Annotated in this window: 22 protein-coding genes and 1 tRNA gene; 14 read left to right on the top strand and 9 right to left on the bottom strand. The window is 64.4% G+C overall.

Annotated features, from left to right (window positions below):
* The first annotated feature begins 25 nt into the window (after positions 1–25).
* From QQL87_RS20515 to QQL87_RS20505, 3 genes are all read left to right on the top strand, one after another.
* Positions 26–1,789: a hypothetical protein gene (locus tag QQL87_RS20515; RefSeq protein ID WP_284418223.1), complete on the top strand. Its 1,764-nt coding sequence runs from the start codon at positions 26–28 to the stop codon at positions 1,787–1,789.
* Between the two features lie 83 nt (positions 1,790–1,872).
* The gene (locus QQL87_RS20510; RefSeq protein WP_284418222.1) at positions 1,873–2,328 is read left to right on the top strand and encodes an NlpC/P60 family protein; all 456 of its coding nucleotides are present in this window, start codon (positions 1,873–1,875) and stop codon (positions 2,326–2,328) included.
* A gap of 51 nt (positions 2,329–2,379) precedes the next feature.
* Positions 2,380–2,931 (top strand): hypothetical protein, encoded by a 552-nt coding sequence (locus QQL87_RS20505; RefSeq protein WP_284418220.1) that lies wholly within the window; start codon positions 2,380–2,382, stop codon positions 2,929–2,931.
* A gap of 106 nt (positions 2,932–3,037) precedes the next feature.
* Here QQL87_RS20505 and QQL87_RS20500 read toward each other — a convergent pair whose 3' ends face one another.
* The 4 genes from QQL87_RS20500 to QQL87_RS20485 all read right to left on the bottom strand — a co-directional run bounded on the left by QQL87_RS20500 (position 3,038) and on the right by QQL87_RS20485 (position 9,067).
* Entirely contained in the window at positions 3,038–3,775 is a 738-nt protein-coding gene (locus QQL87_RS20500; RefSeq protein ID WP_284418219.1) for a hypothetical protein, read from the bottom strand.
* A 313-nt stretch (positions 3,776–4,088) separates the two neighbouring features.
* Positions 4,089–6,368: a S8/S53 family peptidase gene (locus QQL87_RS20495; protein ID WP_284418218.1), complete on the bottom strand. Its 2,280-nt coding sequence runs from the start codon at positions 6,366–6,368 to the stop codon at positions 4,089–4,091.
* Entirely contained in the window at positions 6,311–7,447 is a 1,137-nt protein-coding gene (locus QQL87_RS20490; RefSeq protein WP_284418217.1) for a phosphatase PAP2 family protein, read from the bottom strand. The genes QQL87_RS20495 and QQL87_RS20490 overlap by 58 nt, the downstream gene beginning before the upstream one ends.
* A gap of 18 nt (positions 7,448–7,465) precedes the next feature.
* Positions 7,466–9,067 carry a tetratricopeptide repeat protein gene (locus tag QQL87_RS20485; RefSeq protein ID WP_284424120.1) on the bottom strand — a complete coding sequence of 534 codons (1,602 nt, stop codon included), beginning with the start codon at positions 9,065–9,067 and terminating at the stop codon, positions 7,466–7,468.
* A gap of 214 nt (positions 9,068–9,281) precedes the next feature.
* Between QQL87_RS20485 and QQL87_RS20480 the strand changes: the two genes are divergently transcribed.
* Positions 9,282–9,461, top strand: a complete 180-nt coding sequence (locus QQL87_RS20480) for a hypothetical protein (RefSeq protein ID WP_284418215.1) — start codon at positions 9,282–9,284, stop codon at positions 9,459–9,461.
* A 126-nt stretch (positions 9,462–9,587) separates the two neighbouring features.
* Here QQL87_RS20480 and QQL87_RS20475 read toward each other — a convergent pair whose 3' ends face one another.
* Positions 9,588–9,971 (bottom strand): hypothetical protein, encoded by a 384-nt coding sequence (locus QQL87_RS20475; protein WP_284418213.1) that lies wholly within the window; start codon positions 9,969–9,971, stop codon positions 9,588–9,590.
* Positions 9,972–10,283: 312 nt separating this feature from the next.
* Here QQL87_RS20475 and QQL87_RS20470 point away from each other — a divergent pair, with 312 nt between their 5' ends.
* The 4 genes from QQL87_RS20470 to QQL87_RS20455 all read left to right on the top strand — a co-directional run bounded on the left by QQL87_RS20470 (position 10,284) and on the right by QQL87_RS20455 (position 13,990).
* Positions 10,284–11,216 (top strand): hypothetical protein, encoded by a 933-nt coding sequence (locus tag QQL87_RS20470; RefSeq protein ID WP_284418212.1) that lies wholly within the window; start codon positions 10,284–10,286, stop codon positions 11,214–11,216.
* 147 nt (positions 11,217–11,363) lie between these two features.
* Positions 11,364–12,299 carry a lipase family protein gene (locus tag QQL87_RS20465; RefSeq protein ID WP_284418211.1) on the top strand — a complete coding sequence of 312 codons (936 nt, stop codon included), beginning with the start codon at positions 11,364–11,366 and terminating at the stop codon, positions 12,297–12,299.
* Positions 12,300–12,424: 125 nt separating this feature from the next.
* Positions 12,425–13,651 (top strand): MFS transporter, encoded by a 1,227-nt coding sequence (locus QQL87_RS20460; protein WP_284418210.1) that lies wholly within the window; start codon positions 12,425–12,427, stop codon positions 13,649–13,651.
* A gap of 117 nt (positions 13,652–13,768) precedes the next feature.
* On the top strand, positions 13,769–13,990 hold the full coding sequence (locus QQL87_RS20455; RefSeq protein WP_284418209.1) for a hypothetical protein: 222 nt from the start codon (positions 13,769–13,771) through the stop codon (positions 13,988–13,990).
* A 207-nt stretch (positions 13,991–14,197) separates the two neighbouring features.
* Here QQL87_RS20455 and QQL87_RS20450 read toward each other — a convergent pair whose 3' ends face one another.
* Entirely contained in the window at positions 14,198–14,440 is a 243-nt protein-coding gene (locus QQL87_RS20450; RefSeq protein ID WP_284418208.1) for a hypothetical protein, read from the bottom strand.
* 120 nt (positions 14,441–14,560) lie between these two features.
* Between QQL87_RS20450 and QQL87_RS20445 the strand changes: the two genes are divergently transcribed.
* Together QQL87_RS20445 and QQL87_RS20440 are read left to right on the top strand one after the other, a co-directional pair.
* Entirely contained in the window at positions 14,561–15,631 is a 1,071-nt protein-coding gene (locus QQL87_RS20445) for a HamA C-terminal domain-containing protein (protein ID WP_284418207.1), read from the top strand.
* Positions 15,632–15,681: 50 nt separating this feature from the next.
* Positions 15,682–18,162 carry a DEAD/DEAH box helicase gene (locus tag QQL87_RS20440; RefSeq protein WP_284424119.1) on the top strand — a complete coding sequence of 827 codons (2,481 nt, stop codon included), beginning with the start codon at positions 15,682–15,684 and terminating at the stop codon, positions 18,160–18,162.
* A 900-nt stretch (positions 18,163–19,062) separates the two neighbouring features.
* Here QQL87_RS20440 and QQL87_RS20435 read toward each other — a convergent pair.
* Positions 19,063–19,147: transfer RNA gene (locus tag QQL87_RS20435), tRNA-Leu, on the bottom strand.
* A gap of 177 nt (positions 19,148–19,324) precedes the next feature.
* Between QQL87_RS20435 and QQL87_RS20430 the strand changes: the two genes are divergently transcribed.
* The gene (locus QQL87_RS20430; RefSeq protein WP_284418205.1) at positions 19,325–19,864 is read left to right on the top strand and encodes a disulfide bond formation protein B; all 540 of its coding nucleotides are present in this window, start codon (positions 19,325–19,327) and stop codon (positions 19,862–19,864) included.
* Here QQL87_RS20430 and QQL87_RS20425 read toward each other — a convergent pair.
* Both QQL87_RS20425 and QQL87_RS20420 read right to left on the bottom strand, forming a co-directional pair.
* A complete protein-coding gene (locus QQL87_RS20425; RefSeq protein WP_284418203.1) occupies positions 19,861–20,946 on the bottom strand; it encodes an AbrB family transcriptional regulator in 1,086 nt (361 codons plus the stop codon). The two genes, QQL87_RS20430 and QQL87_RS20425, sit on opposite strands and share 4 nt — an antisense overlap.
* A 95-nt stretch (positions 20,947–21,041) precedes the next feature.
* A complete protein-coding gene (locus tag QQL87_RS20420) occupies positions 21,042–21,338 on the bottom strand; it encodes a hypothetical protein (protein ID WP_284418202.1) in 297 nt (98 codons plus the stop codon).
* A 189-nt stretch (positions 21,339–21,527) separates the two neighbouring features.
* On the opposite strand from QQL87_RS20420, the gene QQL87_RS20415 reads away from it, so the two are divergent.
* The 3 genes from QQL87_RS20415 to QQL87_RS20405 all read left to right on the top strand — a co-directional run bounded on the left by QQL87_RS20415 (position 21,528) and on the right by QQL87_RS20405 (position 23,613).
* Entirely contained in the window at positions 21,528–22,025 is a 498-nt protein-coding gene (locus tag QQL87_RS20415) for a hypothetical protein (protein WP_284418201.1), read from the top strand.
* A gap of 134 nt (positions 22,026–22,159) precedes the next feature.
* Positions 22,160–22,945, top strand: a complete 786-nt coding sequence (locus QQL87_RS20410; RefSeq protein ID WP_284418200.1) for a sulfite exporter TauE/SafE family protein — start codon at positions 22,160–22,162, stop codon at positions 22,943–22,945.
* A gap of 5 nt (positions 22,946–22,950) precedes the next feature.
* On the top strand, positions 22,951–23,613 hold the full coding sequence (locus tag QQL87_RS20405) for a DsbA family protein (RefSeq protein WP_284418199.1): 663 nt from the start codon (positions 22,951–22,953) through the stop codon (positions 23,611–23,613).
* Positions 23,614–23,649 lie beyond the last annotated feature (36 nt).

Genomic DNA, 23,649 nt, shown 5'->3' with positions numbered 1-23,649 from the left:
AACGTCTATCAGGAAGGAGAAAGCCATGACCGATCTGTTGGAATGGCTCGCTGCCTTGATGAAGGTCGGCGGAGCCTATGATGCCAGCTTCATGCAGTTCATGATCGCGCTGGTCGTGGGAGGGCTGGTCGTGTTTCTGTTCGCGATGAATGAGTTCGGCGCCACGCCGATCGAAGGCCTGAACATTCCGATCGCGAAGTTTCCGACCAGAATTCTCGCGACGCGCGATGAGTATGCGCGAGCGATGATCGTCTACATCACGGCGATGATGGTGACGCTGGTGGCGCTCTCGGTTCTCGGCCCGGCCGCGCTCAAGATCGGCGGGGTGTCGCTGCCGCCTGCGCTGACCCCTGCGGCGCCGCTCGTCATCGCGCTCATTCTGGTGGGCGCGATCCGGCGGGTGAGCTATCTGCAGCAGATCGAGCGCAATCTCCGGCAGTTCGCGCGCGAGCGTGCCTACATCCCGGCCGCGACGCTCGCAATCGCCGACAAGATGGCTGCCGCGGAGTTCGACTTCACCGCCTACCGGAGCGACGAAATGTTGTCGCTTCCTGCGATGACGGGTGTGAGCCGCGAGGATTTCGTCCGGCCGCGTGGATCGATGGAATATAGCTGGGCGCGGTTGTGTGTCCTCAGCTACGAGCTCGACGCAGGTCCGGCGGCCGCAATCGTCGGCGGGCTTGGCGGACCTGTGCTCCAGCTGCTGGAGAACAAGCGGCAGATCCTTGCCGACGATGTCGTCGAATACCGCGCGCGGCGCCGCGGGCGCAGCGAAGCCGGCACCGGCAAGCAGCTGCATGCCCGTATCCGCGAGATGCTGCGCGCGTATCACATCCTGCTCGCAGGCGCCTTGCGCCGCGAGCTCGCGCCGGGCGCCGATGTGACGGCTGAACTCGTTCGCCTCGGCTTTCTGTGCGCAGGCTCGCGAGAGACGGTGTCCGAACGCGGCAACCTCATCATTGGCGGCCTTGGCGTGATGGCCGCGTGCCTGCTCCTGCTGGTGATGGCGGCAGCCGCATTGAGCGGGCTGTGGAATGCATCGCGCTACTTTCCGGCGTCGGTGCTCGATGCGTTCCTCTGGTGCATCTCGGCCGTGTCCGGCCACGGCATCGCGATTCTCCTGGCCGACCGGATGCGGGCACGGATGATTGCAAGAGGCCGCTGGTACCGGTCGTTCGCGGGCGCCGTGATTTCGCCGCTGGCAAATCTCATCCGGGTCGGGGTCGTCTGCGGGATCGGCGGCTATGTAGTGTTCGTGTTGTGGGGCGCAGTGTATCAGGAGGTCGTGACCCCGGCGTTGTTCAAAGGCATGGCCGCGTACGCGATGATGCCGGCGACCACCGGCGCGTTCTACGCGTTCTCACTCGACAACATCGAGCTTCGCTGCCGGCCGCCGCGCTGGCTCGAAATCACCCTGCAGGCCCTCGTCACCGCGTTCTTCGGAATCGTCGCCTGCAGCGCCTGGTTCACGGTCACCGGGGACAATCCTCGCAACGGCTACGATCTCGTCATCCTGGTCATGCTGTTCGGGGCGGCGATCGGCGGCTCGCTCGGCTGGTACATCCCGGCCAGCGTGCCGGAGGAGGCGTATGATCCGGTGGGCGAAGTGCGTGCGGCGCGCGTCCGCAAGCTCGAGGACATCGCCGGTGCCAAATTCGGCGATCCCAATACGGCGCGGCAATGGCTCGACAAGACATCTGCGCAACTCGGTGATCGCACGCCGCGGGCGGCCGCCCGGGATGGCGTTGACGGCTACGAGGACGCCGTCGGCCTGCTGGCCGGGTCGTAGCTTCCGGCTTCGTACCGGATGGGTCGAGACACTGAAAGCACCGATCATAGTTCCACAAGCACATTGTCGGAAAGGAGCTGCAGATGACGACCGCAGATGACATGGTGAAGCTCGCGATGCGGCACGTGGGAGAGCGCTACATCCTCGGCGCGGACGTCCCGCTCGACAGGGCCGGCTACACGGGGCCATGGGACTGTGCCGAGTTTGCGTCCTGGCTCGCCTATCAAATGACGGGCAAGCTGATCGGCTGCGTCAAGAACGACGTCGCCGTCGCGAGAGCCGATCCGTATTCGGACGCCTGGGCGCGCGACGGCGAGAGATCCGGCCAGATCGTCCTGCAAAACGATGCCGGGCATAGCCGCGGTGCCGTGCTGGTGCGCCGTCCTCGGAACGACAGACCGGGGCACGTCGCGATCTCGCGCGGTGACGGTACGACCATCGAGGCGATGGATCACGTCCACGGCGTGGCGGTCGGAAACGTGGCTGGGCGCAGATGGGACATCTGCTTCAGGATCCCCGGGATTACCTACGCCGGCTGAAACTCCAGGTGCCGCGAGATCAGATCAACGCATTGCTTGGAAGGGACGGACATGCTCACGTCACAGCAACAGGTGCACAATGCGTACCCCGAATTGCCGGAGCTGCCGTTCGCGCGCACGACGGTCGCGATGGACGAGGTGGTTCGTTACATCGGCCGTGCGGCTGTCGATCTGCAGGTCAAGCGCGCGGCCTGGGTCATCTTCAACAACGAGAGTGGCTCGGGCCGCAAGGGCATCAACAACAACTATACGGGGCTTCAGGCGGACGGCGGCCGGCAGCTGCCGGAGTGGACACAATTCTTCGCGGGCACCTGTGTTCATGCGGAGAACATGACCGGAAAGCTGCGCCGGTTCATCTGTTTCAAGAGCTGGACGTCCTGCGTCGACCTCGTCTGCGAAAAGGTACGCGCGCGCGGACTCCATGTCGGCGGCTATGCGCATCCCTATGCGAAGATGCTGGTGAGCACGGCGGACGAATGGCCTCTGGCCTATCGTCGGGAATGGGTGACGGGCGACAGCCATGCCTCGATCTCGGCAGCCGAAAAGGCGAGCCTGTTGTCGCAATACGCGACGGCCGTTCACCACTTTCCCGGCAATAGCTGACCGGTGCAGGATACGTCGTGCGGGGCGTGCCGGATGAGGCAGCCGCATGAACGAGCTTGAGCCGCTTGGACGCGGCGGAGGCCCGCCATCCATGTCATCCTGCGTGTCAACGTGCTCCGGCAGGAAGTCTCCAGATCCGCAAAGGACCCGTGATCTCGAACCCCGCCGATATCGCGGCCGTCAGATCGTCACCGTGCTCGTAGCCGACCAGAGGCAAGCCAGGAAAAAGTTCCCCGGCCATCGCGATCAGCGTTTGCCAGACCCGATCCATTTGCGAACCAAACAGATTTGAAAGGCCGACGACACCGGCACCTCGATTGAGGATACCGCCACCGGCACTGCCATCCTCATCCCTGATGAGAACAAACACGATGCCGTCGTCCGCAAGCAGGCGAGGCATGAACACGCGCGGCAGCGGTTTCGCGGGCGCCTTGCCGTCCTCGCCTGTCCAGCAACGTTCCCAGGCGCTCAATCCAGCGTCGTCGCTCACAACCGTGCCCGGTCTATGATGCGTGGCGTCCGGCCGGGGGCCACTCATCGCGATCCATTTGGCATCGAACAATGGCTCGAAGCCAATCAGGTCCAGACGCAGGCAATGGAAGCTGTCTTTGACAAACCACTCTCGCTGCCGATCAGAATTGATCAGATCAGCGATCGCCTTGAGCTGCGCCGGCGCGGCTTCGGCGCCCACCGTCGTCACTACGTCCGGATAGAAGCGTGGCGTTCCCAGCCGGGTCAACCAGAGCCCGTCGTCAAATCCGCCAGGACGGCCATGCGCCCTGCACACGGCATCGCACCACATGGCATTGTTGGACGCTGCCAGCGTCGTGATGCCGTTCTTCATTCGCGCCCCGGTCTGAATTGCTGACGGCCCAGGCGAGCTGGTGTCAGCCGCATTCCTGTCTGGCGACGATTGCTGTGTCAGCCCCGCGATCGGCGAGACGATGGCTGACCCCAGCCCACCGACAAACGTCCGTCGAAGCATCGTTTCACGCCCTCGACTGCCTGCCGGGAGCATATTGCGCTCGAGCTCGCAGGGAAATAGTTGGCGCGCCCGGCGGCCAAACGACGACGTGGATGGCCGGAACAATCCTGGCCATGACGGTGTGAGCAAACATCGAGCCAGAACTCGGATCCGCCTCGGGTCGGCTACCGCGTCAGGGAATGGCTTGCGGCTCAGGCTGCCAATGCGGCCGAACGAGCAGGTCTCCGAGCCGCTCGCGGAGGTTCGGGTCGGGGGACGGAGATGTGCTCCAGAGCAGCGGGAGGTAGTTTCGGGGCTCGGCACCCTGGACGTCCGTGTCGCTGGCCGTCACGAAGGTTGTTGCCAGCTGCCGCGCGACGAACGGGGCGGCCACGCTGGTGCCTTGGAGGACTGAGCGTGAACCGCTGCGGACCCCGGCGGCCACAGTGCCGGGGAGCGGCAGCGCGCGATCGGACAGCGACGCGCAATCGATCCGGGCCTCGGGCAGTTCGCCGTTGTTCAGGCCGGCGCAGCTATAGCGGGCGGGACGAATCTCCTGGAGCGTTGAGCCGAGCCCGGCGCCAAGCCTGAAGCCCGCAACCGTGATCGAGACGCCGATGGTCGCCAATCCGTTCAGGCTGCCGAAACGCTGGACGAAGGCCTCCGGCGTGTCCTCTTCGCGCCATGAGCCGTCATCGTTGAAGCGCACGTCGCTCGGGTCGTCGAAATAGCTCTGCCGTGCGCCGGACCGGAGGTTGTCTGGGTCCGTGTCGCGCTGGATCCAGCAATGGATCGCCTGCGGCAGCGGCTTTGCGGTCGCGTCGCGCATGATCACGATCGTCCACACACCAGGTGTGATGCCAAGATGGTCATCGTCCCAAGGCTCCGACGGCGCTGTCGCGATCAGCACGCGCCATCGGTTCTGGCCATGGCAGTCGACGCTGATCTGCCCGACCGGACGATTGTCGTCGAAGACGATCGCGGCACGATCCCTCGCGTTGGGCCGCTTGGCTCGTTTGGACGCGCGTTCGACGACCGCGAGGTGGCCCCGGGGCTTGCCGAGCGGATCGCGCATCTCGACCGTATAGCCGGCCGGATCGAAGCCTTCGGGAAACCACAGCTCCACGAAATTGGGCGTGCGGTCGGCCGGTTGCAGTCGCCAGGGGAGCTGCGTCTCGTTGCCGGTCAGCTTCTGTTCGGGAATACGCGCGTGCATGCGGTCGAGAAAGGAATTGCCGGCAGGGATCACCAGGGCGGTCGGGCCCCTCAGTGCGCGGCGCTGCTCGACGAGCTGCCGGATCGCCGCTTCCACGTCGACCTGTCCATCATGGGCTCCGCCGAAATAGCCATAGCTGAAGTTCACCACGAGGCGCGGCGGATCGATCTCATAACCCTGGGCGATGCGATCGGCCCGGTCGAAGATGTAGTGGAACGCGGACAACAGATACATGTCCTTGCCGACTCCCGACGTATCCATCGTGAGCAGGTTCGGAAGCTGCACCGCGATGATGCGGATCTCCTCCGCAGGAGTCTCGTCGCGCTCTCTGGCATATCCCGACGCGAGATCCATCACGTGAGCACCATGCGTCGAGTGGCGCGCAAGCATGCTGGCCAGACCCTCGGTGTCTTCGATCGCCCCGGCCGCGTGATACAGGGCGTCCTCGTCGTCGCCGTGGCTCGCGATCAGATCCTCGATGTCGCCCCGGGTGTATTCCCGCCCGAACAGAACACTGTGACGCCGGTCGGCCTTCGCAGATTGCAGCCAGCAGAACTCGACCCGCGTGCTCCTTCCGTCGCTGCTGCGGAAATTCCGGTGCGCGAATGGCAGTCCGTCGTCGATGACGGCCAGAATCGTAATCCGCCGTTTCCTCGCAACGCCGGTGAGGCGCTCTTCCGCTGTCTCGCGTTGCCGGATGCGGCCAAGCAGCTGCGGATCATGGTGCCAACGTGGCTCCGTCGGCTCGATCTCCCGCATCGCGGCTTGCTGCACCGGCAGCCCGACGCGAAATCGCGATGCCCGCTTGTCGATCGCCTCGATGCCGCAGCGGTGCCCGATCTGGGTGAGGCCACGGAGCAGGCGGTTGTGCAGCTTGGACGGACTGTCCTGCACGTTCAGGTCTCGCTCCGGCTTTCCGATGACGAACGGAATGAAGCGCGGCACGAAGCTTGCTGTCGTTGACGATCTTGGTTGCCACAGCGTCGGCAGCCAGATTTTCCTGGTGGTTTTGCCCGCGACCTGCTGCCGCGTCGGTTTGTCGGATCTCCTCAGCTCGGCGAGCGCGGTCAGGTATTTGGCTGGGCATCTTTGCTCGGGAAGCGCGTAGCGCCGGCCCGTTCCGAAATTCCAGAACTCATAGACTCCGAGTCCCGGCTGAACCGGGTTGACGATGTTGCGGTGACGGCGGGCCGGCTGATTCATGACGATGACCCGTTGTGCAGGTCGAACTCGTCGTCGGCCTTCCGCCACAGCCAAGTGAAGACCTCGCTCGGACCCGGTGCAAACTGGCCGGACTTGGTCACGCCGAAATCCTTGTTGGCCTCCTTTTCGAACTCCTTGTGGTAGAAGTCGCGCTGGCCCTGGGCCGAGTACTCGTACCTGTCGACGTTCTTCGCGACGTTGCACTTGGCCAGAATGATCTGTCCGACCGCGCGGCCGAGGATCGCTCCGGCCCAGGTGTCGATCGGATAATGCACGCCGGCGACCGTGCGGTTGACGGCGATGCGCTCGGCGAGCTTGCCGAGCAGAGCTTTGCGCTGCTCGAAATCGGCGTAGTGCTTGTGGTGCCTGTCCACCAGGCTGCGCAGGACCTGCGCCACCGCATAGGCTTCCGTCGCATGAGCGCTCGGAAAGCTGCCATGCGCCGGCGTCGGGATCATCGGCATGACCTGGGCGCCGATGCGTCCCGGACGGCGGCAGGCCATGTGATGCTTGACGACCATGGCGACATGCGAGGCGAGCACCTGCGTGATTCCGATGAGCTCGAACGTGTAGCGATTGACCGTCTGCAGGCCGAGGACCATGGCGAAATAGGGGGTCGGAAAGCCGAGCTGGGTCATGATCTCGGGCGCCCTGTCCGTGCGCTGATCGAGATAGGCACGCATGAACGGCAGTTGCTCGGCGAACGTCTTCATCGTCGGACGGTGCAAGGTGACGAACTCCCGGCCCTTGCCCGCGCCATACCTCACCACCACCTGCTGAGGTTTCCCGCTGACCTCCCAATCCAGTTCCTTGAGAAATTCTGTAAGGTACACCGACGACCGGACCCAGTCGGCCCACAGCGCCATGTTGTCCGGCTTGGAGAAGCCGAGGGGATGGATCGTGGCCGGCGGCGCGATGGGGGTGGCGACATGCGTGATCGACTGCTCGGCGATCTGCAGGCCCTGCACCAGGACCGGGTCGTAGACCGGATCGGCGCCTGCGCCGAGGAAAGCGCCGAGGCCGGTGAAATTCAGGCCGCCGGTGCCGCCCGTCCCGCCGGTCCCGCCGGTCCCTCCGGTCCCACCCGTGCCGCCGGTCCCGCCAGTGCCGCCGTTGCCGCTCAAGATCGACATCCTGCTCCCCCCGACATCTCAAGGAATTCCAGCTGCGCTCAGGGCGTCGGCCGCCTGCTTGCCGAAATTGAAGTCGGCGGCTGGATGATTTCGGCGATAGTCCGAGACCGTGAAGCCCGGCTGGCGCACCAGCAGCTCGGCGGCAGCACGTCTGGACTCCTCAAGGCGCCCCAGATTGTGCAACGCGACGATCTTGGTGCGCAGCGTCGAGATGTGCCGGTCGTTGCGGGCCAGCGACCGCTCGGCCAGCTCCAATGCACGCGCGTAGTCGCCGAGCGCGAGATGGGCGGTCGCATTCAGCGTATCGAAGAAATAGGCGAACGGATCGAGCGGCGACAGCCTGCAGGCTCTCCGGGTCGCCTCGACAGCGGACACGCCCTCATCGCGGAAGGCGTGCAGTGTCCCTCTCAGCAGCCATGACAGCGCGGAATTGGGATTGTTCCTGAGCGCCAGGCTGTAGCGTTCGTCAGCGATGTCGAGCCGGCGGAGCAGGTTGTTGTGAGCAAAGCCGTCGATCGTGAGGCAGAACGCGTTATCCGGGCTAATGTCGAGGGCGCGGGCCGTGCAGTCGACGGCGGTCTGCGTATCCTTCGCGGCATCGGTGCTCCAGCCGTTGAAGACGCTCAGAATGTGCCATTTTCCGCGCCAGGCATGCGCTTCGGCGGCATGCGGCGCGCGGCGGAGCGCCTCCTCGATCAGCTCGCGGGACTTGGCGAATTCGCGCAGCGACGCCCGATGCATGAGGCCGACGCCGGCGAGCAGCAGCCGATGATCCTCGAGGTCGGCAAGCCGCCGCTCCGAGACGTGCGCGATCGAGTCATCGGCGACGGAGCGGCCGATGGCGCTGACGATCGCGGCAATGCCCTCGGAGGATTGGCTGAGAAAGGCGTCGATCGCGCCGACGAACTGCCGCGTCCACAAGATCCGGCCTGAGGCGGTCTCCAGGAAATCCGCGTCGAGCACCATCTCTCGCGCGCCGACGCGCAGCGTCCCGACGACGCAGTAGTCGACCGCCAGCCGCGCGCGCACCGTCGGGATGTCGATCGCGTCGTTGTTCAACGCCCGGCTCGAGAAATGAGAGATGACCGCGAGCAGATTCGAGCGCGACAGCGAGCGGCAGATCTCCTCGGCGAGCCAGTCACCGAGAATGTCGTGTGCGGGACGTTCAGCCATCGTGCGGAACGGAAGCACGGCGATGGCCGGGAGCATCGACCGCGGCGGCGGCTGGCTCGACAGGCTGTAGAGCGAATAGATCTGCTCCGGGTTTTGACGCGTGGCCTCGAGCCAGCGCACGAACCCTTCGTCGCGAATGTTGATGCCTTCGAGGAATTGGCCGGCGCCCGGCCGCCCGATGAAGGACACCCGCGTCAGGTCGAGTGTGAGGTCCGAGTTGGTGCTGCTCAGAACGTCGCCGAAACAGTCGCCCATCATCTGCTTGATGTCGGATAGGGCGCGTCGCAGGCTTTGCCTGCCGGTATCATAACACGCGGTGCCCCAGAGCGTATCCTGCAGGAAGGGGCGCGTCCGACGCCCGAAAGGTGCTGTTGCCAGGAGCGCAAACAGGGCCTTGTGCTTGGCGCCCGTGATCTCGAATCCGCCCGGCTGCGTAGATCGCACCACGCAGGCTCCAAAAAGGCTTATCTCAATGCGTTTGGTCTCCACCACAATAATCCTACCGGCGAGACGTCATACAACCTGAAATATATGCAAGCTAACACCGTATCAGCAACATCTCAAATCGCCCTCACGTATTTTTCACGTCTGGCCAAGCACGGTCCTGAACTAACCTTCCGCCATGAGCAAAGCAGACGAACCTGGCAAACAGGACGAAGGCATGATCGGCGCGCCACAGGCGCCGCGCGATCTGATCGATTTCTATCATCGCTGGCGCGACTTCCGGCCGACGGCCGTCGACCTCGCGCAGCGCTCCGAACTCTCGGCTTTGGAGCGGCAGACCATCCACTGGCTGATCCTGCTGGTCGACCGCATCAGCGAGCACGATCTGCGCCCGTGAGGGAGGCGGTGCGTGCGCAGCGGCAGCGCGGCAGGCCACGTGGGACAGCGCCGAGGCCCGGCGCTGTCCTCGCGACAGGCCGGGCGTCGACGCGATATCCTCGCAGGTGATGATGTCCGGGCGAGATCACCTGGCGCCGATGGCTGCCGTATTCTGCTGCGGCTGGTTCGCTGCACCGGCGGCGTTCGGGACGTGCTGCAGCTTCTTGGTCATGAACGCCTCGACGAAGTCCGAACCGGCGTAGCCGGCGGCCAGCATGCCGAGCCAGGGCGGAGACGTATCGTCACTTTGCAGCGTCAGCCCGGCGATCACGCCGGCCGCGAAGCCGGTCCCGAGCGACGTCAGGAATGCCGGCCATTCGAACACGTCGCTCAGGCTCGCATTGTTGGCCGATGCTGCGTCACGTGCCTTCTTGACGCCGCCGATCGCGCGAATGAATTGACCCGTCATTCCCATCAAGCCACAGGTCAGCAGATAGAAAGCCCAGTCCGAACTCGTCGTGAGTGTCATGGTCGATCTCCGTCGGGATGTTGTCGGGCGGCGCGCAGCGACCGCGCGGGATATCCCGCATCCGCGGTCCGAGCGGATCATCCGCGCGCACTCCGGTGATGATAGGTCGTGATCAGCCGATTCCCTTGTGAGTTCCGCGTGAGTTCCTGCTTCGGCCAGCCGCGGCACTGTCAGCGCGTGGAGCTCTGCGGCGCGCAATCGCGCCAAGAACTTCTTTTCACGCTTATCTCACGGGCTGCCCGTTCACTGTTTGATAATCTCCCGATCGGCGGCGCCTCGCCATGGGCCAACATCGAAACAGAGCTCCTCGTCATGAAGCACCTTTCATCGATCGTTCTGGTCGGTTCTCTCGCCCTTGGCGGATGTGCCGATCTCAGCAAGATATTGCCGACGGCGTCGGCCGTGTTCGCCACCGACCTCCAGAGCGAGCGCGCGCTGGCGGCACAGCTTGCCGCGGATTTCAGGACAGAGGACAAGACGCTCCGATTCCTCTCCGCCGAAGGATATTACGGAGAGGTCGGATACAGCTGCGGCGACCCGAAGGATGTTCGGCAGCAGCGGCTCGCCGCGAAGACCAAGAAGGCCGTCAAGCAGGAGAACGCCAACTACTCCAGAGCGCTCGCGAATGCGCTCGACACCATCGATCATTACAACGACGCCCTCAAGAAGATCGACAAGCAGTCGGCGGACGCCAAGGCCGCGCTCAAATTCCTCAGCTCGCTGATCTCTCAGTCGGCGAGCATTCCCGGCTTTCCCAACTACGGCTCGGTTGCCGCGGCCGGACTGCCGATCGCCAACACCGCCGTCGATCTCATCACCATCGAGGATCTGCGCCAGCTGGCTGCGGAGATGGACGCTCCGCTGCAAGCCGCCGTCTCGGTCATCCGCAACAATCTGACGGAGCTGACCGGCGAGACCCTCACCGCGTTTCAGCTGTGGGATGAATGCGCGCGCGAGACATTGACCTATCTCCGGGAGGTTCCGCGCGGCGGCGTGCCGGGATATCCGACGTCGCATATCGGCGCATCGTCCGGAGTGGAGTTGCAGATGGCCTATCAGGCCTATCTGACCAGGCGGGCCTCGTATCAAAGTCCGGATCTCAAGGCCGACCTCCAAGCCATCCTCGATCAGAACGCCGCGCTGATGAAGGGCGGCACCGTCTCACCGGAGGCGCTCATTGCGGCACTCGAGAAGGCGACGGCTCTGGCGAACAAGCTTCAGGCGACGGTCAGGGTCGGTACCTGATCCGCGCTGCGACGACATGGCCGGCCGGGCATCGCTTCTGATCGGCGAAGCCGCCTCGTGACGGCGCGCGCGACGGGATCTGCGGTTCTCATCGATGTTGTTTGGCGTATGATGAGGTGGTGATCATCATCATTCCAGGAGATGGCCATGAGCATTCTTGTCGAGCGCCCCGAGGCGGACTATGCGGCGATGTCCTTCGAACAATTGCCGCTCGCGCCGGGCTTCGCCATGCCCACCGCCCACGCGATGGCGTGGATGTCTCAGCTCGCCTACGAGACCCGCGACGAGGCCAAGGTCAGGCGCATCGCGCAGCTGTGGACCCTGGACCAGGTCGAGGTGTTGCATGAGCCGGCGTTGAGCACGCTGCCGCTGGCCAACACGCATGGCGTGATCGCCAGGAAGGACGGGCATTGCATCATTGCATTCGCCGGGACCGATCCCGCCGACATCATGAACTGGATCACCGACTTCTATCTCGGGCATTTGCGCTCCGACATTCACCAGGGATTTTGCGACGCCGCCGCCGCGGTATGGCCGCAGGTCGGCGGCGAGATCAGGCGCTCCATGGATGCCGGCGAGACCCTGGTCGTGACCGGTCACAGCCTTGGCGCGGCCATCGCGCTGGCGACGCTCGACCGGGCGCATCAGGAGCTGTCGCTCGACAAGGCCGAGGTCTATGTGTTCGGCTGCCCGCGGGTCGGTCGCGCGCCGTTTCGCGCGCGCTACAACGCTGCCTTCGGCGGCCAGACCTACCGGCTGGTTTACGGCGACGACATCGGGCCGACGGTGCCGCCGTCGGAGTTCGGCTTCCATCACGTGGGGCGTCTGCTGACCTGCCAGCGTGGCGGGCGGTTTCAGGCGGCCGAGCTGAGCCCGGGCGTCGAGTCCGACGATCCGCTGGCGGATGTGGGCGTGTTCGGCGGCATCCGCCTTCGCCTGCTTGGGCTGCTCGATACGGCGCGCTCGCCGTCGTCCCGCCAGGATCTGCTCGGACGGCTCTCCGAATTGTTGTCGCCGTCGCTCGGCGATCATCTTCCCGACCGCTATATCGCAGCGTCGGCGCCTCCGGATGCCGCCGACTGAGCCTCCCGCCGCAGCCCGGCGCGTTCCGGTCGCTGCTGCAGCGGCCGGCGAAAAACGTTCGGCGCATGTCGGCCGCGCCTCGCCCCGTTCGTCTTGCAGCCAGATGCGACGTGAGGGAGACGAGGATGAGCCAATCGCGCTATCGCTGGGTGATCGTGGCGGCAGGCGGCCTGCTGGGCTGTGTCGCGGTCGGCGGCCTGTTCTCGCTGCCGGTGTTCCTCAAGCCGATGGCCGCCGAGACCGGCTGGTCGGTCGCCGGCATCTCCAGCGCGCTGACGATCGGCTTCCTGGCGATGGCGGTCACCAGCATGGGCTGGGGCACGCTGTCCGACCGCATCGGTCCACGTCCCGTGCTGCTGATCGGCTCGATCCTGCTCGCGCTCAGCCTGGGGCTTGCCAGCCTGACGTCCTCGCTGCTGGCGTTCCAGCTGCTGTTCGGCCTGATCGCGGGCATCGCGACGGCGGCGATCCTCCCGCCGGTCATGGCAACGGTCACCGGCTGGTTCGACACTCATCGCAGCCTCGCGGTCTCCTTGGTGTCGGCCGGCATGGGCGTGGCGCCGGTGACGATGTCGCCGCTCGCGGCCTGGCTCGTCTCGACCTATGACTGGCGCACCGCGATGCAATGCATCGCCGCGATCGTCGCAGCCATCATGATTCCCACGTCGCTGCTGGTGGGCCGTCCGCCAGCGTCCGCGCCCGGCGACACCCTCGCAGCGGGGCCCGACGCAGCGCGCCCCGAGATGTCGCGGTCCGCGGCGCTGCGCTCGCCGCAATTTGCGATCCTGCTCGCCACCAATTTCTTCTGCTGCGCCACCCATTCCGGGCCGATCATCCACACCGTGAGCTACGCGGTCACCTGCGGCATCCCGCTGATGGCCGCGGTGACGATCTACAGCGTCGAGGGGATCGCCGGGCTCGGCGGCCGCATCGCCTTCGGCCTGCTCGGCGACCGCTTCGGCGCCAAGCGCGTGCTCGTGCTGGGGCTGCTGGCTCAGGCGTTCGGCGCGCTGGCCTATGTGGTCGTGCGCGACCTCGCCGCGTTCTACGCGGTCGCAGCCTTGTTCGGCTTCCTCTATGCCGGCACCATGCCGCTCTACGCGGCGATCGCACGCGACAACTTCCCGCAAGGGATCATGGGCACGGTGATCGGCGGCACGGCGATGGCGGGCAGCCTCGGCATGGCGACGGGGCCTTTGGCCGGCGGCCTGATCTACGACAGCTTCGCCAGCTACAGCTGGCTCTATGTCGGCTCCTGGCTGATGGGCCTCGGCGCCGTGCTGGTGATGCTGCTGTTCAGGCCGTTTCCCCGCGCGCAGCCGGGCGCGACGCCCGCCCAGGCCGCGGCCTGACGCTGCTGCAGCGCACAGCGTTTCGGCCTCACAACAAGGCTTGATCACCGGTTCGGAACCCGGATGTGGTCGGCGGGTTGGGCGTGCGTGTCGTTTCAACCGATGGAGAACGGACCCATGAAGAAGACCCAATTCGCCATTGCCGCCTTCGTCGCCGCCAGCCTCGCCGCGGTCCCGCTCGCCGCGCAGGCGAAGCACCACAAGAAGCATCACGCATCGACGTCGGCGACCTCGTCGCAGACCACCGGCAGCAGCACGACGTCGGGCAAGGATTCCACGTCATCGAGCCAGGGCAATGTCGGCCCGGGCACCAACCAGGCCGGCAGCCTGCCGAAGTAGGGCGGATCAGCCCCTCCGGTCCAGCGTCGGAATGCTGGGCTCACGGGCCTGCCGACGCTGGAGGGCGCTCCGCGCATCGGTGCGCGGCGTTGCAACACACCTCGCTCCACCCGGCGTGATGCCGAGAGCCAACTGGAACGAGCAGGCCTTTCGAACGCCGCTCGGCCATGCCAGCGGTGCGCTCAGCCATCGCTCAGGACGACCCGATTACTTCGAGGCCTCCTTGAGCTTGTGGTCCAGATGCCCGGTGCCGTGGTCCCGGCGCAGCTGGCTAAGCGAGGTTTCGTTCAGCTGGAGCAGCACGTCGCTGAGCTTGGTGGAGTCCGGATAGCCGGCCGCGAACGGCTTGCCGTAGATCTTGCGCAGGGTGCCGACCAGCGTATTGCCGTGCTTCCTGCTGATCTCGCCATCCTTGTCCCGGTGGCGACCGTCGAGGCCCGCTTCCTTCATGCGTCTCTCCCCTTGATGCAGCTTGTTGATGCGACTTGCCGCTTGGAGAGGAGCCTGCGCTCAATTCGTCCAATTGGCAACGCTGCGGCGCGAAACGGCCAAGCCGGCGGATCTCGGTGGATGAACCGAACGGCCGCCGCCATTCGCAACGTCCTCTCTTCACGGCCGAGCGTTGCCTCCTGTATACTGCAACCAATGGGCGAAGAAGCAATACTTGATATCGAAAAATCCGTCGATCTGAAGTCGGCGCTCGCAGCGCTTTCGAAAGATCATGCCAGTTTGGCCGCGCGCATCCGGGTTCTAACCCATACGATCGCCTGTCCGTCCACAGGCGTGACGCTGCGACTTCACTTTCCCTCGTTTCGCCAGGGCAAGCCGACTGTCGCGGAGCTTGTTGACGCGATTTCTACTTATCTCGTCCATTTTGCGCTGCCCAGATCGGAAATTGAAAAGCTCAAATCGGTCTACCATTCGATTGAAGCCGTCGAGTTTATGAAGCGCTACTCGATTCTCGAATCCCGCGCTCGCGCCCTTTTCATCAAGGCAAACCAGACGACCAACCGGAACGGAGAGGCCGGCGAACTTCTGCTCTACCTGTTGACCGAATGGATGCTTGGTGCACCTCAACTCATCGCAAAGATGGCTCTGAAGACCAATCCCAATATGCCAGTACACGGTTCCGATGGCGTACACGTTCGCTACCGCGAAGCTGATAAGAAACTGCTTCTCTATTGGGGCGAGTCAAAGCTTTATGCCGACGTCGGTGAAGCGATTACTTCTGCCGCAAAGTCGATCGGCGAGGCGCTCAAGCCAGAAAAGCTCCAGCACGAGATCAATCTCGTGCAACAGAACATCGATTTTTCAGGCCTAAAGCCGGAGGAAAAGGAGGCGCTGCTCCGGTATCTAAATCCGTTTGAGGAAGACTACAACGAACGACATGATGTGGCGACGTGCCTGGTTGGATTCGATTTTGATGGTTTTTCCAAGGTAGCAAAGGCCAATTCCGACAAGGCGGAAGTGCAATTCAGGAGCTTGGCCGAAGCCGAGCTAGCTAAGGTCGCGCCTGCACTGGAAAAAGCGCTGACGGAGGCGGGTCTTGAAACCCAGCCGGTGGAGATTTTCTTCTTTCCAGTCCCATCAGTCGGCGGCTTTCGCGACCTTTTTCAGAAAAAAATTGGCTGGAAGTCATGATAGCAGAGCTTTCGACCCGCGTTTGGGAGAGCCCTCAGTTTCACGAGGCAGTGCAACTCGTCGAGGTAGCTTGGTTAAAGCGAGAGCTTGGTGTCACGTCGGGTGAAGGCGTTCCGCTGGAAAGAGCCCAAAAGCTCATTCGCGCGGCGGCTATTCTTGCAGGTTCGAATCAGCAGGTTCACCGCGAGACCGCTTTCCGTGTAGCAACCTGCGTTTATGAGCTTATTGGCTGCGACGAGCTACCGATGGACCAGGCTCTGCGTGTTGTCTTGTCACGTCTTGGAAATTTTCCTTCGTTCGCAACAAGATCGGATGTCGATGCCGCATTGCCGCACTTGCCGTTCAGCCTGGTAACGGAAGAGCTCCAAACAGCTGAAGCGCATTCAGTAACGGTCAACGAAGTGCGACTGGTGTTCACCGGCTTCCAGCATGGCCTGTGGAGCAAGCTCGCGGCCAAGGAACGGATCGCCTTGTCAGCCCCTACTTCAGCCGGAAAGTCGTTTGTTCTACAGAATTATCTCGTGTCGGTTTACTCCGATAAGAGACCGCTCGCGATTGTCTACATCGTGCCGACTCGGGCGCTGATCGCTCAAGTGGCCATCGATCTGGGCATATTCTTCCAGGATGTCGGAGCAAAGGCGAAGCCTGATGTTGTTGTAATCCCTCCAGACAGCGATACGCCCCTTCCGGAATCAGCGATCTATGTGATGACGCAAGAGCGGGTCCAACTGTTGTTGGCAAGCCATCCGAAATTTGCCGCGGGCATTGTTGTCGTAGACGAAGCGCAGTCGATCTCGGACGGTGCACGCGGCGTTCTTCTGCAGTGGGTTCTCGACGATCTTCTCTCCCGCAACTCAAAAGCGCAGATACTTTTTGCAAGTCCGAATGTCCGCAATCTGAATGTTTTTGCGGATATCTTTGGCCTTGAAGACGTAAAGGAGGTCTCGTCGAGCGAACCTGCGGTCGCTCAAAACTTCCTAACTGTGAAGATCTTGTCCAAGACTAAGGGAAGCGTATCCATTATCCGGACCTCTCCTGGCACGGAGGCGGAAGTTGCTCAGATTGAGATCGGCCACCCGTTAGCCAGCAGGGTCGAGATGCTTGTCCATGTGGCGGCCAAGCTTGGACAGCGCCATGCGAATATTATCTATGCCAACGGGGCCGCGGATGCCGAAAAGATCGCAATGCAGCTCTCAGATTTATTTTCCGACCGGGAGCCGACGGCTGAACTAACCGCTCTGTCGGATCTGGCGCATGAAGTCGTACATCCGAATTATGTTCTCGGCGAATGTATCAAGCGGAGCGTCGCCTTTCACTATTCCAACATGCCCACTCAGCTGCGTCGCGCCGTGGAGGACGCCGTTGCCAAGGGCCATGTGAACTACCTAGTTTGCACCAGCACCTTGCTTCAAGGTGTCAACCTTCCAGTCCGGAACATCTTCATGTGTAAGCCGGAGCGCGGAAAGTCTCACCCGCTGGACTCGACGGACTTTTGGAATTTGTCGGGCCGGGCGGGAAGGCTCCGGCGAGAGTTTCAGGGCAATATCTTCCTCGTTGATTACGCTCGCTGGAAAACCCAACCGCTTCAAGGACCGAAGGAGGCGATTGTCACGCCGGCCATTGAGGCGACATTGCGGGACAGCCAGGCGCAATTGATTTCGGTGATGCGAAATCAGGCGCAACCGGGACGTGGGGACGATCCCGCCCTCGAAACGGCGTTTGGCCGCCTGTACTCCGACTTCAAGCAGGGGCACCTGACCGCCACGCTTGCAAGGGCAGGCTTCGGGGAGAGCGCCGCCGCGACAGAATTTGTTGATGCGCTCGTGGCCGCCGATAGCCAAATCACTTTGGCACCGGAAGTCATCCGGTTGAGCCCCAATATCTCTGCGCATAAGCAAGAACGGCTTTTCGGCACACTTCGGACGGAAATCGCCAAGGGGCGGGCCCAGGCGGCTCAACTCGTGCCGGATCATCCCCGGGACGCCGATGCATTCGAGTCGTACGCGCTTATCCTCAAGCGCTGTTACGAATTGATACTGGGCCTGGATACCGCCCGCGGCTTGCACCGGTTCCATGCGCTGATGGCTTTGAAGTGGATGCGCGGGAATCCTCTTCCTCAAATAATCGATGAGCAAATCCGCCGGGATACCCTCGCCAAGGATCGGCGAACGATCATTCGAGATACGCTCGAATTGGTCGAGAACCAGATCCGTTTTCAGGCGGTGCGGCTGTTTGGCTGCTACAACACACTGCTCAGGCATGCGCTGACGCTCGATCACTTTGAGGATTTGGCGGCGAATATTCCGTCCTTGCCGCTTTACCTAGAAGTTGGAGCGTCGGACAAAACGATGATCAGTTTCATCGCACTGGGCCTTTCCCGCGTAACAGCGATGCGGCTGAACGATGTTTCGGCGCGTAAAGATCTTGATATGGCGACTGCCCTTCAATGGTTGCGCTCCCGCCAACTTGAACAACTCGGGCTGTCACCGCTTTTACTCGACGAACTTCGATCGCTTCTCGCGATAAAATAGCCGTTCATCCACGAGGCGGACTCGAGTAGAAAAGTCTCAAATCCGAAAGCGACTATATGGCAGCGCTGGAACGCGAAAGACGGCGTCACGAGAGCTTTCTGCGCTTTGTTTCGGCGGATATTTGTTGTCGCGGCGCTAGCCGCGAAGAAGATTCTTGTTGCGGTTTTCCAGAAATCATGCTCTACTCCCTCCATCCCGCCTCGATGCAGAGGGCGTACGCGTCGTCACGATACGTGGAGGTGGGCTGCGATGGACGTGGATGCGGCGCCAGACGAGCGCTTGCGTCGCGGACGGCGAAGTCGTGTGGTCCCGGCCTCCCGATGCTGAGGTCAAGTCCGTGCTGGTCTGTGTGACGCAGCGGCGCGGGCGATGGGGGCAAGAAAGCCCGGTCCCCAAGGAGAGCACGAAGGACACCGTTAAAACCGATCGCGCAGGGAGGGCCGGGTCGTCCGGCTGGACCTGTGGTACCTGCCGCCTGCATTTTTTTCCGCAGGCGGGCCACGGGCCTCAGTCGAGGTCCGGCTCTCCCTGCGCCTCTCGTCTTGCGAGGGGCGCGCGACCACCGCATCCCTCGGGCCCACCCGGCCGCGAGACCGCGCGCGCATGCCCGGCAGTTTCCGACGTGGCTGTTTGACAATCTGAATGACGAGACAAAGTGATCGCCCCGCGTTCGCGACGGCGAGGTTGTGCCGCACGATCAGGCTCTCCCGCATCACAACGCTTCGGGGGGCCATCGTTCGTGCCGCTCTGATCGCAGGGCGAAGAGGCGGCATCGAATCTGGAAGCCCGAGAAGCCGGGCTAAGCCCGTCGGCCCGCCCCGAAATGACGGCAGCCCCGACGCGACAAAACTGAGAATGGAAACCCACGGCCGCGCCACGCGTAGCCCGCAGGGCGAAGCGTGGTGCCCCTGGCCGGAATCGAACCAGCACTCCTTGCGGAACTCGATTTTGAGTCGAGCGCGTCTACCAGTTCCGCCACAGGGGCATTCGCGCGGAGCACCTTCAGCAGGAACCCGGGCGAAGCGGGCGGACTATAGCGGGCGGCCGGGCCGGGTCAACCCGCACGGAGTTGATGGGCTGTCATCTCGACAGCTTTCGCTGGCGGGAGTAGGAGCCGGAACGGTCCGGCGCGACGCCGGATGCAGCCCGTGCGGGAGGACCGATGAGCAATACCTCTGTGATGACGCGCCCGGCGGCCGCCGCCCTGAATCCGGCGGTGGCTGCCGCGCTGCTCGCGGCCGGCATCGCGGCGGCCACCTTGGCCGGGGCCTGGTACATGCAGCTGGTGTGGGGCCTGCAGCCCTGCGAGCTGTGCCTGAAGCAGCGCTGGGCCTATTACGCGATCGTGCCGCTCGGCCTGGTGATCGCGCTCATCGCCGCCCGCGGCGCGCCGCGCGGGCTGGTCTGGGCCGGGCTCGGCCTGGTCGCGCTGGCGGCGCTCGGCAATGCCGGGCTCGGCGTCTATCATTCCGGCGTCGAATGGGGCTTCTGGCAGGGGCCGACCGAATGCACCGGGCCGATCGGCAATCTCGGCAGCGCCGGCAGCCTGCTGGAGCGGCTGGACAGTGTCCATGTCGTGCGCTGCGACGAGGTGCAGTTCCGCTTCCTCGGCCTGTCGCTCGCCGGCTACAGCGTGCTGATTTCGCTATTCATCGCCGCCGTCGCCGGCTGGGGGCTCACGGGCAAGCGCAACGCGGCCTAATCGTCGACATCCTCCTGCGGCCGTCCGAACAGATGGACGATGCCGGGGGTGGCGATGGTGACGAAGACGAAGCGCGAAAGGTGATGCGCGCCGACGAAGATCGGGTCGATGTGCAGGGTCAGCGCCAGCGCCATCATCGCGTCCATCGCGCCGGGCGCGAAGGCGACGATGGTGTCGGAGAAGCGCACATGCGTCGCCAGCACGATGACGGTGACGAAGGCGGCCGAGATCACCACTGCGATCGCGAACGAGCCCAGCGCCGCCCTGAGGTGGCTGACCAGGGTCGTCACCCGCATCCGCGCGAACCGGCTGCCGATCAGGGCGCCGATGCCGATCAGCGCGACGCCGCGCATCCACTCCGGCAGCCCGCCCTCGACGAGGCCGGTACCGTGCAGGACGCCGCTCGCGACCATCGCGCCGAACAGCCAGCTGGCCGGAAACTTGATCAGCTGCATCAGCATCGCCGCGGCCAGCGAGGCGACGAGCAGCGCGAGCAGGCCGAGCGGCGAGGCCTCCGCCTGGCCGAGCGAGACCGGCGCGGCGGGTGCGACGCCCGCCACCGCCAGCACCAGCGGCAGCGCGGCGGTCAGGATGATCACGCGCAAGGTCTGCACCACCGCGATCGCCGGCAGGTCGGCGCCGCGCTCGACCGCGAGCATCGTGATCTGCGACAGCGCGCCGGGGCTGCCGGCGAGCAGCGCCGAGGTGCGGTCCCAGCCATGAACGCGCTGCAGGTAGAAACTGGAGCCGAAGGTCGAGCAGAAGGTCGCCAGCGCCAGCAGCGCGATGGTCACCGGATAGGCGCTGAGATGGGTGATCAGCTCGCGCGAGACGATGGCGCCGATCGAGATGCCGAGCAGCAGCAGCACGGTCTGGGTCAGGATCGGCGGCATCGCCAATGGCCGCCCGGCGATGGCGGCGATCGCGGTCGCGATCATCGCGCCCGAGATCAGCCCGCCGGGCAGATGGGCCAGCAGGAACAGCAGGCCGCCGGCGGTGCCGAGGCCGAGCGTCTCGAGCACGCTCAGGGTCTTGGCGCGGCTCGGAGCAGCGAAGGGGAGGGAGGAGATGATCTGGCGCACGGCGCCTTATGCCAAAAGCTGGTTCCGCGAACAATTCCCGCCGCTGCGCAGGCGCCATGCGCGCCTGCACCGGTCCGGCGAAAGCCGGCCGACGCTCATTTCGGCTTGTCGGGCGAGGTCGCCGCCGCCGCCGCTGCCGCCGCCTTGTCACGCTTGCAGGCGGAGCGGAATTTGCCCCGCGCCTTGCCGCGGAAGAGGCCCTGGTCGTCGGCTTCCTTCGAGCAGGCCATCGAGATCGCCCGGCGCGCCGGCTTGTCCATGGTGGCGAAGATGTCGGTGGCGGCATCGGGCCTGGCCGGCAGCGCCAGTCCGTGCTGGGAGGAGGCAGGACCCGCCGCCAACAGGGTGGCGATGGCGGTGGCTGCAGCCGCCGCGCGGGCAGTGAATGTCATGCGGAAGTCCTTGAATGAAGAGCGTGGCGCGATGTCCGGCGATGCTGAACCCGGTGTGAATGGAATGAGCCGGAACGCGGCGCGAGGCAAATTATATTTTCGCGTGGCGACGGTCCCGCCTGCTTTGTCGGCCGCCGGCCGCTCGCTAGAATTATGGCCCCATTCATCTGCTCCACAGGGAGATCGAGAATGAGTTTTCCAGCAAAATCATTGGTTGCCCCGTCGCTCGCCATCGTCGCCGTGCTCGGCCTTGCGGCCTTCGCCACCGCTCCGGCCCAGGCGCTGACGGCGCAGGAATGCAGCGCCAAGTACAAGCAGGCCAAGGACGCCGGCACGCTAAACGGCCAGAAGTGGAACGACTTCCGCAAGGCCCAGTGCGGCAGCGACGCCACCGCGGCGGCCCCGGCCGCTCCGGCTCCAGCCCCCGCCGCCGAGGCCAAGCCGGCCAAGGAAGCCAAGTCCGCGGCCAAGGAGGCAGCGCCTGCGGCGCCGAGCGGCCCCGCGGTGTTTCCGAGCGCGGTGGATGCGAAATACGCCAAGGAGAAGCCCGGCGAGGCGCGCATGCATACCTGCGTCGACCAGTACAATGCCAACAAGGCGACCAACGCCAATGGCGGGCTGAAGTGGATCCAGAAGGGTGGCGGCTACTACAGCGAGTGTACCAAGAAGCTGAAGGGCGCCGCCTGAGCCGGCGCATCACGATGGCGGCCGGGGATTGCATCTCCGGCCGCTGCCGTGCCCGGGGAAGGCCGCTGACCGCCGCGGCCGTCCATGGAATTTCAGACTTGCCTTGATGGCGCCGAGGTGAACCTGCTGTCGCCATGATCTCTGCGACTCAAGGCATTCTCGGTGTGCTCTGCGGCGGCATGGTCGGGTTCTCGCTCGGCCTCGTCGGCGGCGGTGGATCCGTGCTGGCGGTGCCGCTGATGGTCTATGTCGTCGGCGTCCCGGAACCTCACATCGCGATCGGCTCGAGCGCGATCGCGGTGGCGACCAATGCGGCGATCAACCTTGCCAACCATGCTCGCGGCGGCACCGTGATCTGGCCGATCGCGGCGTTGTTTGCGGCGGCGGGCATCGCCGGCGCCTTCACGGGCTCGCTGCTCGGCAAGATGGTCGATGGCCAGAAGCTGCTGGCGCTGTTCGCGCTGGTGATGATGGTCATCGCCATGCTGATGCTGAAGACCCGCGCGCGCATCGGCATCCCCGACGTCAAGATGAGCATGGCCAACCTCCCGGCCATCATCGGTTTCGGCCTTGCCACCGGGACATTGTCCGGCTTCTTCGGCATCGGCGGCGGCTTCCTGATCGTGCCGGCGCTGATGGCCGCCACGGGCATGCCGATCATGAATGCGGTGAGCTCGTCGCTGGTCGCGGTCACCACGTTCGGGCTGACCACCGCAACGAGCTATGCGTGGTCCGGGCTCGTCGCCTGGGACCTCGCCGGACTTTTCATCGCCGGCGGGATCGCCGGAGGTCTTGCCGGCACCCGCCTCGCGCGCCATCTGTCGGAGCGGCGTGGCGCGTTGAATGTGGTGTTTTCGATCGTGATCGCGGCGGTGGCGCTGTACATGCTGACACGCAGCCTGCTGCACATCTGGAGCTGACCATCATGATACGCAGCACATCGGGCGCGATCATTCCGGCGCGCAGCCGGCGCGAGGTTCTTGCGCTTTTTGGCAGCGCCGCCGCGCTCTCTTTTTGGCCGCGCACCAGCCGCGCCGAGGAGGCCGATGAGCCGGACGAGGCCGCGGTGCTGCGCGACCCCGAGGCGCCGGTGCTCGGCAACGCATCGGGCGACATCGCGATCGTCGAGTGGTTCGACTACAATTGTCCTTACTGCCGCAAGCTCGATCCCGAGCTGCAGCAGGTCGTACATGACGACGGCAAGGTGCGCTGGGTGCTGAAGGAGTGGCCGATTCTCGGGCCGGTCTCCGTCGTCGCATCGCGAATGGCGCTGGCCTGCAGATATCAGGACAAATATGCGAGGGCCCATGAGGTGCTGATCGGCACCAGCTCGAAGCTCACCGAGCCGCGCATTGACGAGTTGCTCGCCGAAGGCGGCATCGACGTCGATCGTGCCAGGCGCGATCTCGCGGCCAACGCCAAGGCGATCGACGCGATGCTGGCGCGCAACGACAGCCAGGCCCGCGGCCTGCGCTTCCGCGGCACGCCGTCCTTCATCGTCGGCAAGTTCAGGGTGCCGGGCGTCCTGACAATGGCCCAGTTCGAGCAGGTCATTGCCGATGCGCGCAAGGCCAAGGCGGCCAATTAGCGCGCGCAAAGCAAAGGCGCCCCGACACGAGGTCGA

Source organism: Bradyrhizobium sp. SSBR45G, assembly GCF_030159255.1.
In the GTDB taxonomy this organism is placed as follows: Bacteria; Pseudomonadota; Alphaproteobacteria; order Rhizobiales; family Xanthobacteraceae; genus Bradyrhizobium.
This window is presented reverse-complemented; position numbering and strand designations above follow the sequence as displayed.